The following is a 17,575-nucleotide window of genomic DNA, read 5'->3' on the forward strand; positions in this document are numbered from 1 at the left end:
GCTGCTAAAAATAACGTCGATATGACAGCTGTACATCGTCATTGGCATCAATGCGATCTTGCCATTCATAATTGGCATTGATACGTAATGCTTGTTTTTTATCGATATCGTATTGCAACCCTAAGCTTGATATCGGCTGCCAATAATGACCGCGCACATTAGAGTCGTCGCTGCTGCCATGATACCAATATGGCAATTGCAATTCAGCCTGCGCACGTAACTGATTGTTAATCTGATAACGACAGCCAGCGTTTACGCCTGCGCCGACACGAAAGCCTTTATTAATACCACGCCCCGTTTGCGCGGTACCTGCCAAAAAGGTATAACAAAGCTGTGGCGGCATCTCGCCCGTCCCTGCACTAGGCGTACCAAACGCCCATGACCAACCAGACTCATAGCCCAAGCTTCCAACTAAATGATCGGTACCGGCTTGCTGCGAGCCATCGTTTACACGCGTGGCCTCTATACTCGCGCCCCAGGTTTTGCCCTTCTTAGCCGAATTGACAGGGTTAAAAGAACGCCCTTTAATCAAAGTCAAATTCTGTAACACCACACTTTTTGGCTGATTGGCTTTATCATTATCTGTGTCATACAAACGCACAGTCGCAGAAGCACCTTCTAAATCAAAGAACTGCGGAAAACCAGAAGGATGATCAAGGGTATCGTGATAGCCTGCGCGCGCGCCAAGATCGATGTAATTATTATCGCCGCGCTGACCGATACCAATACTGCCCATTTGCAGCGAATGTCGATTGAGAGGATTGGTATCTGAGACCGCAATCTGGTGAGGGAGTAACGTCTGACCATCAGCTGACATGCTCGAAACTTTATTGAGCTGGGCCGACTTAATCTCATTAATCGTCTGTTTTGGGTTGTTATGGTAGCCGAGCTGCTCACGCTCCTGTTTGACTTTGTTCAATTGCGCTTGGCGTAAGGTACTATCAGCCGGCGTATAATTGGTGCTAGCGAGAAAACCTTCTTTGTTCAGCAGCTGTACCACATCTGATGGAATAACGGCATAAGGCAGCTGACTTAATAAATGCTGCTCTGGACGTACCACATCTATCAGGCGCAAAATCTCAGAGGCACAGTTGTCAGAGGTAAAGTAATAGGGCAATTTTAAATCTTTGGTTTCCCAAACATGCAATATGATTTGCTGTACTTCCTCTGGGGTCAAATCCAATTGATATGTCCACGCATCACGCTCATCGTCTTGCAGATATTTAGCCAGCTTTTCTGGATAAGGGTCAATCTCGATCAGATTGTTATAGCCGCCCGTCATAGATTTGATGGCATACAATACAAAGTTATCTTTGGTATCGCCATCGACCGTATCATTTAGCGCATAAGCATGATGAATTTGGCTTGGATCAGCCACACTTGCTTTTGAATCGATACGCAACAAGGTATGCGCAAAAGCAGACAGAGGATTGTCTAAGTACTCTTGGGCAAACATAATAGACAGCTGCTCAGGGGCAAGCTTTTGCATCCAAGCCGTCAGCTCTGGACAAGTTACCTGCATCGCTGACTTCTCAATAGCTAAGGTATCGCTTAACCATTTTGCTCTTGCTGGAAAACGGCATAGCGCAGAGCTGCTATCACTAGCTTGGACAGTATGATTAGTTTTAGAATTTTTGGTTTTATTAGCCATCTCATCAGCAAAGGCAACAAGCATCGCATCAAGCTCAGCACCTGAATCCTCACGCCCATTTGGGCTCAAAAAGAAGCGAGCATCATCGACCGCACTGATATTTTTATTTTTGCCAAACAAACCTTTTTTCTCATCAGAGAAATATAATAAGCGGCGCCACGTCGTATCTTGGGCAAGATTCTTTGTCTTAGCCTGCTCACGCCATAGATTTAGCAGCTGATTTGCATCTGTTTCGGCTTTAGCATTGTTATTATTGGTATTGGTATTGGTATTGGTATTGGCATCGGTATTAAGTGCAAGCTCATCAGTCGTGACCAGTGATGCAGGCGTTGGTAAAAATGCCTGTGCTTGCGCAGTTAGCAGCAGTCCAGCTATCGCCAATGACAAACGTGCACGGCGGCTAAGCTGTATTGGCGTACCATCTAGCGCAATACGATTTGAAACTGAGTATATGGACATAAGTAAAATCTCGCACTGTAAAGGTGATACGCTTATCGCGTGATGGACGCTCATTAAAAATTTGAACATTTATGAGTAACAATAGACTTTTAGCAAAATATTATTGACGTCTCTCTTGTTTATACTGAAATGAAGATATATTTGCTATTTATTTATACAAAATTTACGATAAAACGCATTCTTCTGCTGATTAATAACCACGATAAAAGAGAGCATTATGTCTATAGCATCATCAATGACTATCAACGAGGGTCAATTATCTGCCGCCACGTGGCTTGCATCGCCAAACACTAATAAAAGACCTGAACATATCAGCATTGATACAATTGTTATTCACAATATTAGCCTACCGCCTAACGAGTTTGGCGCGTGCGGTTCTGATGGCAACCACTACGTCAAAGCCTTGTTCACCAATCAATTAGACTGGGACGCCCATCCTTATTTTCAGACAATAAAAGGCGCTGAAGTTTCCGCACATTTATTTATCGAGCGTGACGGTACTATCACCCAATTTGTGAATTTTAATGAGCGTGCATGGCATGCCGGCAGGTCGAGCTATCTTGGTCGAGCCGAATGTAATGATTATAGCATTGGCATTGAGCTTGAAGGGTCAGATTTTGTGCCCTTTAGCGCGGCGCAGTATGAGGCATTGGCAAACGCAATCGTCGCAATCTATGACGCGTATCCCAAAACCTGTCGGCATCTGACTGGTCATAGTGACATTGCACCCGGTCGCAAGACTGACCCCGGTGATTGTTTTGAATGGACGAAATTGCGTGAAATGGTAGCCCGCCTTCTTGAGGGCTAAACCTTACTTCAATGAGGATAAAATCTCAAGAAATAGAAGAATACATATTCCATATTCAATGCATTTACCTAGGTTATGAAAGTGCTATAATCTGACAGTTTTTTTGACTCTCGTAAATCAGCAAGCAACCATCACTAAACAAATTGGCATAATAGGTTCTCATGGCAAAAAGTCGGTTATTTCGTTCAACCATGGTGGTCAGTAGCATGACCATGCTTTCGCGTATTTTAGGTCTGGTACGCGATATTGTGTTATTAGGCGTCTTTGGCGCTGGCGGTCTGATGGACGCTTTCTTGGTCGCCTTTAAGATACCGAACTTTCTGCGACGCCTGTTTGCTGAAGGCGCATTTAGTCAGGCCTTTGTACCTGTTTTATCTGAATATAAAGAAAAATATAGTCTACGAGAAGTACAGATATTAGTCAGTCGCACGTCAGGCGCACTGATGTTAATTTTATCGATGCTTACCGTAGTGGTTATTTTAATGGCACCGTGGGTCGTGACTTTATTTGCGCCCGGTTTTGCTGATCAACCTGATAAGTTTGCGATTACCGCTGAGCTGTTGCGCCTCACCTTCCCTTACTTATTATTTATCTCAATGACCGCTTTTGCCAGTGGCATTTTACAAAGTTACGGACGTTTTGCGGCACCAGCCTTTGCACCCGTATTACTCAATCTGTGTATGATTGGTGGCGCGCTGGTTTTTGCACCTATGTTTGAGACGCCCATTATGGCGCTCGGTTATGCGGTCGCTATCGCTGGTTTATTACAGCTCCTACTGCAATTGCCACAGTTATCCCAGCAAAAACTACTGGTGATGCCCAAAATCGACTTCCAGCATGAAGGCGTCAGACGCATATTAAAGCTGATGCTACCTGCTATCTTTGGGGTATCGGTTACTCAAATTAATCTGCTATTAAATACTATCTTTGCCTCTTTGATGATTGGCGGCTCAGTCTCGTGGCTATATGCCGCTGAGCGTATGAGCGAGTTACCCCTTGGTTTAATTGGTGTGGCAATTGGTACAGTCATTTTGCCAAGCCTATCAAAAAGTGAAGCCCAAAAAGACGATGTCAGTTTTAAAAAGACAATCGATTGGGCAGCTCGCTTAATTATCTTAGTCGGTGTACCTGCATCGGCAGCACTGTTTATTCTGTCTGACGTGCTCATGCAAGCGCTATTTTTACGTGGCGAATTTACTTTACGTGATGCGCAAATGAGTTCGCTTGCGCTAAAAAGCATGGCGGGTGGCATCTTAGGCTTTATGTTGATTAAAGTCTTTGCCCCTGCTTTCTTCGCTCGTCAAGATATCCGCACGCCCGTCAGAATCGGTATTATTTCCGTTTTTGCTAATATGATTTTTAGTGTTATCTTCATTGGGATATTTTACTTCCTTGAGATTCCATTGCATGGCGGCCTGGCACTTGCAACGACTGGCGCATCATTTGTGAATGCAGGCTTACTGTATTACTTCTTGCATAAGCGTGATATTTTCCGTTTTGGCAGTCACTGGAAAAAACTGTTTGCGCAGTTTGCAATCTCTACCAGTGCTATGATCGCTGTGCTTTATGTCATGCTACCGTACTTTCCAACTGATAAGGCACAGTGGCAACGTTTGGTTGCGCTGCTGATTATGTGTGTGGTCGGTGCGCTGGTTTACGGCGGAGTATTATTAGCAACAGGCTTCCGTCCTCGCCAGCTCAAACATGGTTAAAAGTGCTAGATAAATTATTGGTTTACCAAACCAAAACAAGCTCAATATGAGAATTGACAGTGCATACTGCTGATAGTTGCCATAATAGCTTATTGTTAAATTACTCAATATTAAGGTTTTATATGACTACTCAGCAGCTTGCAGCTCAACGCTTACCTATGATTTTTTTGACCGGTCTACTCAGTGCTGGATTATTAATAAGCGGTTGTAGCGATAATAACAAGGTAGAGACCCAGCCAGCAGACGAGACAACGGACAGCTCATCTGCCATAAATACTGTTAACAGCACGGATGATGTTGATAGTACTGCTGATGTTAATAAGACTGATAGCATAGCTAACAGTGATGCGGCTAAGTCAGATAACGACATCGTCAGTCAAGATATCAGCCCTATCGCAGCAGCTGTAAAAGAGCCAAGTATACTAACCAATCGAACCGAAGCAGGTACACCAGAAAATACGGTGAAACTGGCGCTTGATACATTATATTATGGCGACGTTAAGAAAGCGGCGTCATACTATAAAGTCGATATGGAGAATTTCGCTGAAGAGTTAAAAAATACCCAGTTTGCCTTTAAGCAGACGGTTGAAGCGGTCACTATTATTGATACCAAGTACAATAGCGATAAAACAAAAGCCACGGTCACAGGTGAGCTAAGATTAAAAGGTCAAAGTGAGCCTGCGCCTTTGGCTTATGAGCTGCAAAAAATCAATGGTGAATGGAAAATATTGGGGTAAAAAATGCTTGTTTAAAGCAGGAATGTCACCATAGTTATTTTAGATATCATTGTCATTATCTAGCACTCGTTTACCCAGCATCACGACATCAGCGATAAATCCATCCATATCACAGACTTGTGGCATCAATCCCCATTGCTCAAAGCCAAGCTTATGAAATAACCCTAAGCTTGGCTGGTTATGGGCAAAAATAAGCGCAGCGACATTATGAATCCCAAGGCTTGGCGCTTGCTGTAACATCCAGCGAAGCAATAAACTGCCTAGCCCTCGACTATGATAGTTGTTGTGAATATAAATGCTGATCTCGCTACTAATATGATAAGCCGGACGCGCATACAAATCACTAAAGCTGCCCCATGCGACAATTGACGGGTGTTTTTTATGCATATCGTCTTTCACAGCTATATCTACCATTCTAACGACATAGATAGGTCGTGTTGCACTCTCGATATGTTCTACAAACCAAGCTACCCGCTCTTCATAAGTTACTGGTTCTAGATTGGCCGTTGCCTGCTTACCAGCAATACTTTGATTATAAATGGCTAAAACTTCAGATAAATCATTTGCAGTCGCATACTGCACCATAAATGTATCGCCAAACTTATTCGTCAATATAGGCAAATTAGTCCGATCAAAAATAGGTTTAGAATGTGGGTTAGCTGTTATTGCAGACATAGCACCTCCGTAATGGGTTATTCATCGTTAATAGTTTGATCACCCTATAAAGCGATATCTAGGGAGTCAAACAAGCTTCAGTCAGTAAAATAACTATGATATAAAACGGACAATACCGTTCTGCCATTATCAGCAGACTATAGGATGTTAGTCTGGCTATTTTACTTTATAATGGCTGATTTTAAACACATCGATTTTATATCCAAATGTGTTTTTCATTTTTTATCTGGTTTCATCTATCATAGCTGAACATTTATGAATACCTATTTTCTTGAGCAACTGCTGGCGTCATCAGACGCTTCGCCTACCAATACCAACCCAGTAGCTTTAGCGCCCTGTGTGCTCACTATTGGCAATTTTGATGGCGTGCATTTGGGACATCAAGCGATGCTTACTCAAGTGCGCGAACTTGCAAAGGCGCGTAATCTTGGCTCTGCCGTGATGATATTTGAGCCACAGCCAAGAGAGTTCTTTGCTCCTGCTGCTGCCCCAGCCCGTTTAACCAATCTTGCCGAAAAGCAAGCGTTGCTAGCAGAATATGGCGTTGAAACCTTGATTGTGGCAGGCTTCGACAACGAATTTCGCTCATTATCAGCGCAGGCATTTGCAGATATTTTAGCACAGCGTTTAAATGTACAAGCCTTAGTATTGGGTGATGATTTTAAATTTGGGCATGATCGTACTGGTGACAGTCAGTTTTTACGCGATTATGGTTTGCATGTGACCAATCTAGATACGATTACTGACGATAATCATAAAGCAGCACGCATCAGCTCCACTCGTATTCGGGATCTCTTACTGGCAGGTGATATCGATGCGGCTAATGCATTACTTGGTCGAGATTACGCTATTACTGGCACGGTCGTTGGCGGTGATAAAATTGGTCGCACCATGGATTTCCCGACTGCTAATATTGACCTAAAACGTATTAAGCCTGCCTTACATGGTATTTTTGCGGTCGATGTGGTTAGCCTAGATAATGATGGCAATGTTATACCAAGCGATTTAGTCAAACGTGCAGATGATGGTCATAAAGGCATAGCAGGTTTGCAGGCACACAGTTTGTTCGGTACTGCTAATATCGGCACTAGACCTTCCGTCGACAAAACCCATGATTGGCGTTTGGAAGTACACTTTCCACAACTGCAAGCCGACTTATATGGTTTGACCTTGCAGGTGCGTTTTTTGCATTATTTGCATGGAGAACGTCATTACGAAAGTTTGGATGCGCTAAAACAAGGTATTCATCATGATGTACAAGAATTGATTGAATGGCGAGACAAGCAAACGGACGGTTAAGTAGTGACCCTTTTAAGCAAATCATTGATAAATAAAAACCCACAACTTTAAAGGTTGTGGGTTTTTTAATGGCTGGTCTATTATCAGGATATTTTTTATTGCCTAACTGATAACTTACGCCTGTGGGTGCAAACGGACATTCAATTCATCAATCACTTCTACCCACGCTGCATCTTTTTCCCATTCTTCTTGTAGGAACATACGTTGGTTGTCATTCCAGATACTGGCTTCTGTCAATTTTTCTTCTTTTGCTAATTGATTGTTTTCAATAAAATGATCAATCGCCTCATCAGAGCTATCAAGACCCAACTGAGCGAATAACTCACTCATATTATATTCAGGTTCGCCTAACATACATTTTCTCCTTAAATGGCAAAATTTACTTATGCTTATTATTTAAATGAACTTGATTATTGTAGCAAGCTTTATAGTAATAGCTGTTAATCAACGTTTATCTAACGTTATCAATTGTATTAACCTTTAAGCATTATGCGGAAATAGGCATCACAAGTAGGCTATTTATCGATGAAATATAAATAATGCTGACAGCACGCTAAAATTCAAACAAAAAAAGCCCTCATGATAAATGAGGGCCTTTTACTTAGTGCTGAATATAAACAGCTCTAATATGATAATAGCCTAAAAGCTTACGGTAATAAGTGCGCTACTGCATCACGCTCTTCGCTCAGCTCTTGCTCAGTGGCTGCCATTTTCTCTTTTGAGAAATCTGATGACACATCAACGCCATCTACGATAGACCAATCGCCGTTAGCACAAGTTACTGGGAATGAGTAAATCAAACCTTTAGCAATACCGTACTCACCGTTTGAATAGACACCCATAGATACCCAATCATTCTCATCAGTACCCATTACCCACGTACGTACGTGTGCGATAGCAGCATTGGCAGCAGAAGCGGCAGATGATGCACCACGTGCTTTGATGATTGCAGCGCCACGTTGTTGTACTTCTGGGATATAAGTACCTTCATACCATGCGCGATCAACCAAGTCTAACGCTGATTTGCCATTTACTGTGCTCGCCGTCAAATCAGGATACTGAGTTGATGAATGGTTGCCCCAGATGATCATTTTCTTTACGTCATTAACCGTGCTGTCAGTCTTGCCAGCTAACTGTGCCATTGCACGATTATGATCTAGGCGAGTCATGGCAGTGAAGTTACGTGGATCTAAATCTGGTGCGTTACGCTGAGCGATAACAGCGTTGGTGTTAGCAGGATTACCTACTACTAATACTTTAACATCACGGCTTGCAACATCATTCAATGCTTTACCTTGCGCTGAGAAAATCGCAGCATTGGCTTCTAGCAAATCCTTACGTTCCATACCAGGACCACGAGGGCGTGAGCCTACGAGTAACGCATAATCGACATCTTTAAAAGCCACGGTTGCATCATCAGTTTGGACGACACCAGCCAATAATGGGAATGCACAGTCTTCTAATTCCATGACCACACCCTTTAGGGCGTCGAGTGCTGGAGCGATTTCAAGTAATTGCAGAATCACTGGCTGATCTTTACCTAGCATCTCGCCAGAAGCAATACGAAATAACATAGCATAGCTGATATTACCAGCGGCACCAGTCACGGCAACGCGTACAGGCTGTTTCATTGACATTGAATACTCCCTAATTATTGATTAGATATTCACGATTCTAATTGGTGATTATCGATTTAGATAGCGATTTACTCGCTGAATGCTTACTCGATTAATATAGTAGTCATAAACCGAGAGCTAGTGTAGCACTTCAGTCTATTAAGCGTCTAGATAAAGCAAGAAACCTATCCCTAACTATATTGTTACATTTTATACGATGATATATTGACAATTTATATAGCAGGATAGAAATAGGTTAAGCGTAAGATGTGCGATGTAAAAGGAGAGATAATCAAACCAGATAAAGACGGATTATTTACCGCCTGAAATAACGAATTTGCTGCCACAATTGTCCACGACATTATGACAGTTGCCAAATTCACTGCCTTCATAACAGACATGTACATCCGTCAATATCATTTGACGTTGCGTACCTGCCTGACAAATCAGATCGACACTAGCAGGAGTCATACCACTATTTAAGCTGGTCATTTGACCGATAAAACGAGATTTTAATACCGTATAACTATTGCCCGTGTTTAGCTCATTTGGCAGCTTGAGAGCGCCCGCATAGTTAGTGATTTGGCGGAAGTAATTACTGGAGCTTAATGGACTACAAGCGCCATAACGTTGCCACGCTTGGGTACGCACTGTGGTATCAGGCATAATACGGTTGACGACTTTTAACTGTAGCGGTGTAATACGCGGCTCACTACCACGTCCGCAGCGTTCTCCATAACCCATGTCTAAACCTGACACAGTCAAGGAATAGCCTTCTAGACACTGACGCATACGCGAACGCGTTGGTTGCAAGTTACATAATGCTGGTGTCATCTCAATCATCAGCACGCGATGACCACTTTTACTCGCGTTAGCCGCTTGGGCAGACATAGCCATTGTCCCTTGCAACAGTAGCAAAGTGGCAATACTAAAAGCTGTCCAACCGCTATAGTTATACTGTTTACTTGTCATATTGTCACTTACGTACTCTGATATCACTGTTTTTTGGCATCAAGCCCAGTTTGGTTTAAAGAGTTCACCGATGCCTAATGTGCAACGATATAGGCAGATTGAGGTGTTTTTTATTATATAAAGGTAAAGTATTGAGTAATGATAAGGATCAGCTTTTGCAAAATAGCTTCTAGATTCGGGTAATATTACTCAAATTGGCTAATTAAGCTCAAAGCAAAGATTGATTATTTCAACAAAACCTTATGAAAAAATCACTCATAATGACAGCAATGGTAGCAAAAAACCTCTTTTAATCTATAGCAAAAACGTAAACATGCATGATAGATGAATCATCTATATTAACCATTGTCATTATTGAAAAAATTTGGTCGTCAAAATACGATTGCTAAGCTAACAAATTGCAGCTGTAAAAAAACCATTAACCTTTTATCGTTAATGGTTTTTTACTATTACTCAAATTAAAATGCGGCAGGTACGGTACCCATACGCTGAGTGATTGGCTGACCATTACCCAATAAGCTGCTATAGATGGTGGCATTTTCCATCACGTGTTTGACATAATTCCGTGTTTCAGGAAAAGCAATAGACTCAACGTACTGATCCGCTGCCAGTGAGCCATAGGTTGGCTGCCAACGCTTGGCATTGTTTGGACCAGCATTGTAGCCTGCTGTTGCTAATACAGGCTGACTGTTTAGCTTCCCAAAGATATCACCCATATACCATGTACCATAACGGATATTGGTATCACCGCTATTGGCACGACTTGCGCTATATGTCTCGCCCAAATTACGAGCAATATATTTTGCGGTATCCGGCATGACTTGCATCAGTCCACTTGCCCCGACATTTGAGCGCGCAGAGGCTACAAATCGGCTCTCTTGACGCATGATGCCATATGCCCAAGCGGGATCGATACCAGCTGACTGACTATAGCGTACTACAGCATCTTGGTGCGGCATCGGATGCGATATCGCAACGCTATTGACGTTGTCAGTATTGTCAATGGCATATATCGCACGGTCTAGCCAGCCCATATCATAGGCTTGACGCGCTGCTGCAATGATTAATTTTTCATCACGGTTATCACGTGCTTTTTTGACTGCCCAGTTCCACTCACGATTGGCATAAGCTCGGCTGGCATCAGCGTTATATAACGCAAATGCACGGGCAAAATGTGGATTTTGCATGACGCGCGCACGATCCGCGCTACTGATATTAGGTAAATTACTACCCCCCAAACGGCTGGCATCAAAACGTTGACCAACTTTTTCCTTTGCCATCAAACCATAATATTCGTTACTTTTAGCGAGATTTTGATACATTTTCTTAGCAGTATTGCGCTTGCTGCCATCATTTGACTGCTCATAAGCGCGTGCCAACCAATACTGCCATTGATTGGCTTTTTGGGTTTCGGCATCCATTCTTGAGATGGCTTCAACCACATCATCCCAGCGACTAAAACGAATCGCTGCCATGGCATAATATTCTGCTTCTTCAAAACTAAAGTCATTGTCTAAGCTGTTACGGAACCAGTCGACGGCTTCAACGTTAAAGCCATCATCGGTATTGTGATTCATGCGTTGCACACCAAGAGTACGATAAGCTGCGCGGCGAGTATCATCGGTTAACAATTTGGCTGAACGCTGATTGTCTTGTTTGATATCAAACTCTAACTGCAACGCCGCCTCATGATAAGACTTTTCGGCGACACGTCCCATCGCATAAAGATACAAATATTGATTGGTTTGGCTGGCAGGCTCACGGGCGAAACGACTAAAGAACGATGATGGATTAAGCTGGATGTCACTCAGTGATGCATAAGGAATGGGCATACCTAAGCGCGAAGATAACGCCATGATATCACCGGTTTTGCCTTTACGCAGCATACGTTTGAGGCGAGAAACTCTCTCTGGGTTGCTAATCAGGGCATTGTTATTCATCTCAAGCGCTAGCTGATCACATAGAGCTGGCTGTTTTTTGGTGGTCAACCAGACATCAGACTTCGCTGCCATAGCACGCATGGTATCGCCGCCATTATTAAACCCAAGCGCAACGGCACACTTCTCACTGTCATCAGCATTGGTGATCAGATTTGCCACTTGGCGCACGGCAGCATAATCATTTGAACCCGCTTTGGTTTCAGCAAAATCAGCAGCCAGTTTTTCTGCCATGACCGTATCTGGATATTGGCGCACAAACTGCGACACTGCTGCAGGACTTTGCGAATTCAAATCTACATTCATCCGCCAGTAAGTAGGATACATGGCAAATAAGCCACCGCTCATAACTTGCTCATAATCATAAAGCGCATTGACATCGCCGCGCTCTGCCGCAATGGCTGCTGCGGTGAATGAACCCACGCCATTATCTGGTTGATAAGCACTGTTTTGTTGAGAAGTGTTTTGTTGAGAAGTGTTTTGTTGAAAAGTACTTTGTTGACTGTTTGGTTGATAGCCATCAGGCTGATAGCGCTCTACTTGATATTTGCCTTGTTGCTCAGAACTGCCGCTCTCACCCCATGTCAATTCTGCACAGGCTACTTGCGAAAAGCCCAAAGCACCGACTGCCGCTGCCAAGCTCAGCGCACTTTTTTTAAGCGTCATTTTTTTAGAACTCTTATGCGTATCATTTTGATATATATTTTTATCAATCATATCAGGAGCAACCTGCGGCTTTTTCATACTGACTCTCTTTTATAGTGGGTCTTATATAATGGGTCTTAAATAATATTTTAAAAAAGTGACTCTAATCAAATGATTCTAAAATACAGGTTTAAAAAATACATTCCTAAATCGATATTTTAGACAGATAGAAATCAGGATTTATTCAATGACGCTAATAGGATGGCATTCATCATACTATACTCGTTGCACTTTCAACCATAAGCTTTACTTTTCATTAATAAATTGGATAGCACCGCGTAACACGAAGGTGTTATTGCGTACAAATCGGCATCAATCATTATGCATCTTAGTTATAACCAAATAATGATCGATAAGCAATTGATACTATTATAAATAATCTAATCTACTTACAATAATGAGCAGACGCTAACTTTTCACATTAGCGCGGGGTTGTGATAAAATACGTCACCTGTTAATCGGCTAGCCCGCTATATTTTTGGTCAATCATGGACTTATCCTTATGAGTGTTACTGTATTTAATCCCCGCATCGATGACGCTGCTGCTTCTGACATTACCGCTGTCACGCCTGCGATCACTGCACTCAATGAACTAAGTTCAGCACAAGCTCCTGTAAAATCAGCTACCAAAAAGGTTTTTGTCACCACCCAAGGCTGTCAGATGAATGTCTATGACTCGGGCAAAATGCTTGATGTGCTTGGTGACTCACATGGTATGGAAGTGACGCATAATATCGACGAAGCCGATGTACTGCTGATGAATACTTGCTCCATTCGCGAAAAAGCCCAAGAAAAAGTCTTTTCAGAATTGGGTCGCTGGCGCAAATTGAAAGAAAAACGCCCTGATCTTGTTATTGGTGTTGGTGGTTGTGTGGCTTCGCAAGAAGGCGATAACATTCAAAAGCGCGCGCCTTATGTCGATATGGTATTCGGTCCGCAAACGTTGCACCGTTTGCCAGAGCTGTATGACCAATCGCATCAACAGCGTGAGATTGCGCCTAAGAACCGTATTGGTACGGTGGATGTATCCTTCCCAAGTATCGAAAAGTTTGATTTTTTACCAGAGCCAAGAGTAGAAGGGTTTAAAGCCTTTGTATCAATCATGGAAGGCTGCTCTAAGTATTGCTCATTCTGCGTCGTGCCCTATACACGTGGTGAAGAATTGTCACGTCCACTGGACGATGTATTGGCTGAAATTGACAGCTTAGCGGCACAAGGTGTGCGTGAAATCAATCTACTCGGTCAAAACGTCAACGGCTATCGCGGTGAAAAAGACGATGGCAGTATTTGCCGTTTTGCAGAGCTCCTGCACTATGTGTCACACGTCGATGGTGTTGAGCGTATTCGCTATACAACCAGCCATCCGCTAGAGTTCACTGATGATATCATTGACGCCTATGCGCAACTGCCAGAGCTAGTATCACACTTGCATCTGCCTGTACAAAGCGGTTCAAATGCTATCTTGGCGGCAATGAAGCGTAACCATACTATTGATGTTTATACCAATCAGATTAATAAGCTGAAAGCCATACGTCCTGATATTCACTTATCTAGCGACTTTATCATTGGCTTCCCAGGTGAAACAGAGCAAGACTTCCAAGATACTTTAAATCTAGCAAAAGAGTTAAACTTTGATCACTCTTATAGCTTTATCTATTCTAAGCGTCCAGGTACGCCAGCAGCAGAACTACCGGACGATGTGAGCTTCAAAACTAAGAAAGAGCGCTTGGCAGAATTCCAAAAAGTTATTATCGACTCAACGCTTGCTAAAACCCATGAGATGGTCGGCACCACGACTCGCGTCTTAGTTGAGCAAGTCGCCAATCGTCATCCTGATTGTTTAATTGGTACAGCAGACAATACCCGTACGGTCATGTTCCCTTACGATGTTGATAAAATGGATGAGATGTTGGGTAAAATTGTGAGCGTACGTATTACCGATTTTGTGAGTCCGCACATGGTAAAAGGCGAGATTGAAGCAGTTTTAGCTTAATCATTGGTGCAAATAAAACAGCCAAAAAAGCCGTTCACTATTCACTAGTAAACGGCTTTTTTATGACTAAATATTAGCCTTTATATGACTATAGTCAAGCCACTATAAATCAAACACAGTGCTACTGGGATAAGTTTTGCGCTGCCTCTGTCTGCGCAGGCACAGCAAGCAAGCAAGCAAGCAAGCAAGCAAGCAAGCAAGCAAGCAAGCAAGCAAGAAAAACTTATACCAGTAGCGCGTTATAATATTTGTACTTATTTTATTTAGGACTGACTATAACTAATAGCGACTTTTAAATCATAAAACTATTGAACACATCAACCAATAAAGCGGCAGCAATTAATATAAATATAATGCCGCAACCACGATTGAGCCAAGCTAAACGCTTACCAACATCTAACCACCCTGCAAGCTTTTTACCGCCTAATGTATATATTATCTGCCAAATCGTCTCGCTGAGAAACAGTCCTAAGGTAAGCACAATATATTGCGGCCATAGTGGCGCACCAAAATTAATGAATTTAGGAAAGAAGGCTGCAAAAAATAAAATTGCCTTTGGGTTAGAAAGTGATACCCACATCCCTGTGCGAAATAGCATAGCATTACTAGGTGCCATCTTGACCGCAGCACTAGAGAGCGAGCGCGGCTTGAGTGTCTCAGATTTATGAATGCTATCAGGGCGATTTGAGCTTGTTGCTAACTCTGCGCTAATTTCTTCGCTCATAGAATTGGCGTCATTCATTAAGCTACTATTGCTGCCACTATCACGCCACGATGCAACACCCAAATAAACAAGGTAAAGGGCACCGACTGTTTTAATGACCGTCAATAACCATGGTGACTGACGGCTAATGACATCCAAGCCTAGTAGCGTTGAGAGCAACAGGATAAAGAGCCCAAGACTGAGACCTGCTAGCGTCCATAATGTCCGCTTGACTCCGTAATTAATCCCATATTGAAATGCCAGTAGCATATTCGGACCCGGTGTCGCTGAGATAAAAAACGTACTTGCAAAAAATACCGCAAACAGATGCCAAGACATCAATCAACCCCTACTTTTTTATTTTAAACTGACTAAACGAAAAAATAAACACCGCCATAAAGACGGTGTTTATTATACCAACCACGACCTAAACCTTGCGGTTTATCTATCCATAGTACAACTTTCTAATAGACGCTGTAAGAAGCTATCACAGCGCTCAATCTCATTTAACTTAACATATTCATCGGCTTTATGCGCCTGCTCAATACTGCCAGGACCACAGATAATCGTTGGGATACCGCTATTAGTAAACTGTCCGCCTTCGGTAGCGTAAGCAACTTTATGGCGTTGAGTGTCACCTGTTAGTGCTGTTATCAATGCTTGTAGCTCGGCACTATCATTATCTGTCATTGCCGGTACGCTTTCTTCTTGCATCAGCTCAATGCCGGTATCGGCAGCGCGCGCTTGCATCTGTGCACTTAGTTCTGCGACTTTTGCTTGAATCGGTAGCAGAATGTCGTCCTGTGTCATATGTGGCAGGTTGCGATAATCAAAGGTGAACTCACACAGATTGGGCACAATATTGGTCGCTGTACCACCTTGTATGGTGCCCACAGACAATGTCGAATAAGGGACATCGAACAGTGCATCATTATCGTCACGATGACTTATTTCTTCTGCCAAAGTATCAACATAGCCAATCAAACGACTGGCATAACTGATGGCGTTTACACCTGTTGCTGTCAATGACGAGTGTGAAGACTTGCCGTGGACGCGGCAGCGATAAACAGCAATACCTTTATGCGCCACAACCATCGCCATATTGGTGGGCTCACCGACGATACAATAATCAGGAGTGATACCGCGAGCTTTTAAGTCTGCCAAAATTAATGGCGCACCCAAGCAGCCGACTTCTTCATCAAACGACAACGCCAAATGAAGAGGACGGCGCAGTTGACCACTATTTGATAACTCCACCGCTTTTGGCAATAAAGTTAGCGCACACGCAATAAAGCCTTTCATATCGCAAGCACCACGTCCATATAGCTTGTCACCACGAATCGTCGCAGTAAATGGCTCTGATGTCCATGCTTGACCATCAACTGGTACGACATCAGTATGTCCTGATAGCATCAAACCATGATTGATGATATCAGCACTTTTATTAGCATTGCCACCTGCTGCTACGGTGACAAATAAATTGGCTTTATTTTTGGCATCATTAAAGGTCAAATCTACGCTTAAGCCTAACTGCTCACAATAGCTTTGTACATATTCAATCAATGCCAAGTTTGAATGGCGACTGACCGTATCAAAAGCAATCAGCCTTGTAAGCCAGTCAATGCTATTCGATGGATAGTCAGTATCCATTACAGCGTGAGATAAGCCATCAGTACGAGTTGATACAGTCATAAAAAATCCTTAATACGATAAAGATAAAAAGAGCTTAGCGTCTTTGAAATGCACGTTGTTGCAGCATTTTTACTTCTGCATCTAATCCAGCAATCGGACCTTCAACTGGCACATTTGGTGCTACCTCTTGAATACTTAATGAATTGATTGGTGATGAAGATTTTACACCCATCTCCTGCATCCATTCATCCAACTGTTTTGATGAGCTAACATAAACAATGCGACCAAGCCCTGACCACGCATGAGCGGCGGAGCACATAGCACAATGCTCACCGGAAGTATAAACCACTGCTTGCGCACGCGCTTCAGCCGTCATATGCTTTGCTGCCCATTGGGCAACAGCAATCTCAGGGTGATAAGTAGCATCGACGCTATTGGCGCGATTACGGTCTTCGTGCAACACTTGACCATCACCAGCGACCAACACACTCCCAAATGGCTCATCACCTGCCTCTAAGGCTTCGGTAGCAAGCTCAATAGAGCGGCGCAAATGCATCATATTATCGGCTTTATCATCATTCCCAGTTATCATCTCAGTCTCCCTTTTATTACCTTATAGCAAATTACAGTCCTTTATTAGGTTTTATAGTACCCCATATATTACCAAACCCTTTAT

14 protein-coding genes are annotated in these 17,575 nt (G+C 42.9%); 5 read left to right on the plus strand and 9 right to left on the minus strand.

Features of this window, described 5'->3' with window-relative positions; genetic code table 11:
- Positions 1 to 4: 4 nt before the first annotated feature.
- Entirely contained in the window at positions 5 to 2,110 is a 2,106-nt protein-coding gene (locus FQ083_RS06860; RefSeq protein ID WP_262880920.1) for a DUF4105 domain-containing protein, read from the minus strand.
- 217 nt (positions 2,111 to 2,327) lie between these two features.
- On the opposite strand from FQ083_RS06860, the gene ampD reads away from it, so the two are divergent.
- The 3 genes from ampD (at position 2,328) to FQ083_RS06875 (ending at position 5,367) form a co-directional block, all read left to right on the plus strand.
- Complete coding sequence (gene ampD, locus FQ083_RS06865; protein WP_149409324.1) at positions 2,328 to 2,918, plus strand: 1,6-anhydro-N-acetylmuramyl-L-alanine amidase AmpD; 591 nt, start codon at positions 2,328 to 2,330, stop codon at positions 2,916 to 2,918.
- 161 nt (positions 2,919 to 3,079) lie between these two features.
- Complete coding sequence (murJ, locus tag FQ083_RS06870) at positions 3,080 to 4,630, plus strand: murein biosynthesis integral membrane protein MurJ (RefSeq protein ID WP_011514356.1); 1,551 nt, start codon at positions 3,080 to 3,082, stop codon at positions 4,628 to 4,630.
- 122 nt (positions 4,631 to 4,752) lie between these two features.
- Positions 4,753 to 5,367 (plus strand): hypothetical protein, encoded by a 615-nt coding sequence (locus FQ083_RS06875; RefSeq protein WP_149409325.1) that lies wholly within the window; start codon positions 4,753 to 4,755, stop codon positions 5,365 to 5,367.
- Between the two features lie 39 nt (positions 5,368 to 5,406).
- On the opposite strand, the gene FQ083_RS06880 is transcribed toward FQ083_RS06875, so the two are convergent.
- The gene (locus tag FQ083_RS06880; RefSeq protein ID WP_149409326.1) at positions 5,407 to 6,042 is read right to left on the minus strand and encodes a GNAT family N-acetyltransferase; all 636 of its coding nucleotides are present in this window, start codon (positions 6,040 to 6,042) and stop codon (positions 5,407 to 5,409) included.
- Positions 6,043 to 6,297: 255 nt separating this feature from the next.
- On the opposite strand from FQ083_RS06880, the gene ribF reads away from it, so the two are divergent.
- Complete coding sequence (gene ribF, locus FQ083_RS06885) at positions 6,298 to 7,341, plus strand: bifunctional riboflavin kinase/FAD synthetase (RefSeq protein WP_149409327.1); 1,044 nt, start codon at positions 6,298 to 6,300, stop codon at positions 7,339 to 7,341.
- Between the two features lie 114 nt (positions 7,342 to 7,455).
- On the opposite strand, the gene FQ083_RS06890 is transcribed toward ribF, so the two are convergent.
- The 4 genes from FQ083_RS06890 to FQ083_RS06905 all read right to left on the minus strand — a co-directional run bounded on the left by FQ083_RS06890 (position 7,456) and on the right by FQ083_RS06905 (position 12,610).
- The gene (locus FQ083_RS06890; protein WP_149409328.1) at positions 7,456 to 7,695 is read right to left on the minus strand and encodes a DUF2789 domain-containing protein; all 240 of its coding nucleotides are present in this window, start codon (positions 7,693 to 7,695) and stop codon (positions 7,456 to 7,458) included.
- 293 nt (positions 7,696 to 7,988) lie between these two features.
- Positions 7,989 to 8,972: a malate dehydrogenase gene (locus tag FQ083_RS06895; protein WP_149409420.1), complete on the minus strand. Its 984-nt coding sequence runs from the start codon at positions 8,970 to 8,972 to the stop codon at positions 7,989 to 7,991.
- Positions 8,973 to 9,269: 297 nt separating this feature from the next.
- Positions 9,270 to 9,929: a ribonuclease T2 gene (locus tag FQ083_RS06900; protein ID WP_020444206.1), complete on the minus strand. Its 660-nt coding sequence runs from the start codon at positions 9,927 to 9,929 to the stop codon at positions 9,270 to 9,272.
- A gap of 458 nt (positions 9,930 to 10,387) precedes the next feature.
- A complete protein-coding gene (locus tag FQ083_RS06905; protein ID WP_149409329.1) occupies positions 10,388 to 12,610 on the minus strand; it encodes a lytic transglycosylase domain-containing protein in 2,223 nt (740 codons plus the stop codon).
- Positions 12,611 to 13,073: 463 nt separating this feature from the next.
- On the opposite strand from FQ083_RS06905, the gene miaB reads away from it, so the two are divergent.
- Positions 13,074 to 14,564: a tRNA (N6-isopentenyl adenosine(37)-C2)-methylthiotransferase MiaB gene (gene miaB, locus FQ083_RS06910; RefSeq protein WP_149409330.1), complete on the plus strand. Its 1,491-nt coding sequence runs from the start codon at positions 13,074 to 13,076 to the stop codon at positions 14,562 to 14,564.
- 292 nt (positions 14,565 to 14,856) lie between these two features.
- Here miaB and FQ083_RS06915 read toward each other — a convergent pair whose 3' ends face one another.
- The 3 genes from FQ083_RS06915 to FQ083_RS06925 all read right to left on the minus strand — a co-directional run bounded on the left by FQ083_RS06915 (position 14,857) and on the right by FQ083_RS06925 (position 17,491).
- A complete protein-coding gene (locus tag FQ083_RS06915; protein ID WP_149409331.1) occupies positions 14,857 to 15,606 on the minus strand; it encodes a LysE family translocator in 750 nt (249 codons plus the stop codon).
- A gap of 102 nt (positions 15,607 to 15,708) precedes the next feature.
- Positions 15,709 to 16,959 (minus strand): acetylornithine deacetylase, encoded by a 1,251-nt coding sequence (gene argE / locus FQ083_RS06920; RefSeq protein ID WP_149409332.1) that lies wholly within the window; start codon positions 16,957 to 16,959, stop codon positions 15,709 to 15,711.
- A gap of 34 nt (positions 16,960 to 16,993) precedes the next feature.
- Positions 16,994 to 17,491, minus strand: coding sequence for a nucleoside deaminase (locus FQ083_RS06925; RefSeq protein WP_149409333.1), 498 nt, complete (start codon positions 17,489 to 17,491; stop codon positions 16,994 to 16,996).
- Between the last annotated feature and the right edge of the window lie 84 nt (positions 17,492 to 17,575).

The sequence above is a fragment of the Psychrobacter sp. ANT_H59 genome (assembly GCF_008369225.1).
In the GTDB taxonomy this organism is placed as follows: domain Bacteria; phylum Pseudomonadota; class Gammaproteobacteria; order Pseudomonadales; family Moraxellaceae; genus Psychrobacter; species Psychrobacter cryohalolentis.

Bases quoted from the DNA above. Each gene is read 5' to 3' on its own strand.
- FQ083_RS06860 (WP_262880920.1), bottom strand. From the start codon at position 2,110: ATGTCCATATACTCAGTTTCAAATCGTATTGCGCTAGATGGTACGCCA.
- ampD (WP_149409324.1), top strand. From the start codon at position 2,328: ATGTCTATAGCATCATCAATGACTATCAACGAGGGTCAATTATCTGCC.
- murJ (WP_011514356.1), top strand. From the start codon at position 3,080: ATGGCAAAAAGTCGGTTATTTCGTTCAACCATGGTGGTCAGTAGCATG.
- FQ083_RS06875 (WP_149409325.1), top strand. From the start codon at position 4,753: ATGACTACTCAGCAGCTTGCAGCTCAACGCTTACCTATGATTTTTTTG.
- FQ083_RS06880 (WP_149409326.1), bottom strand. From the start codon at position 6,042: ATGTCTGCAATAACAGCTAACCCACATTCTAAACCTATTTTTGATCGG.
- ribF (WP_149409327.1), top strand. From the start codon at position 6,298: ATGAATACCTATTTTCTTGAGCAACTGCTGGCGTCATCAGACGCTTCG.
- FQ083_RS06890 (WP_149409328.1), bottom strand. From the start codon at position 7,695: ATGTTAGGCGAACCTGAATATAATATGAGTGAGTTATTCGCTCAGTTG.
- FQ083_RS06895 (WP_149409420.1), bottom strand. From the start codon at position 8,972: ATGAAACAGCCTGTACGCGTTGCCGTGACTGGTGCCGCTGGTAATATC.
- FQ083_RS06900 (WP_020444206.1), bottom strand. From the start codon at position 9,929: ATGACAAGTAAACAGTATAACTATAGCGGTTGGACAGCTTTTAGTATT.
- FQ083_RS06905 (WP_149409329.1), bottom strand. From the start codon at position 12,610: ATGAAAAAGCCGCAGGTTGCTCCTGATATGATTGATAAAAATATATAT.
- miaB (WP_149409330.1), top strand. From the start codon at position 13,074: ATGAGTGTTACTGTATTTAATCCCCGCATCGATGACGCTGCTGCTTCT.
- FQ083_RS06915 (WP_149409331.1), bottom strand. From the start codon at position 15,606: ATGTCTTGGCATCTGTTTGCGGTATTTTTTGCAAGTACGTTTTTTATC.
- argE (WP_149409332.1), bottom strand. From the start codon at position 16,959: ATGACTGTATCAACTCGTACTGATGGCTTATCTCACGCTGTAATGGAT.
- FQ083_RS06925 (WP_149409333.1), bottom strand. From the start codon at position 17,491: ATGATAACTGGGAATGATGATAAAGCCGATAATATGATGCATTTGCGC.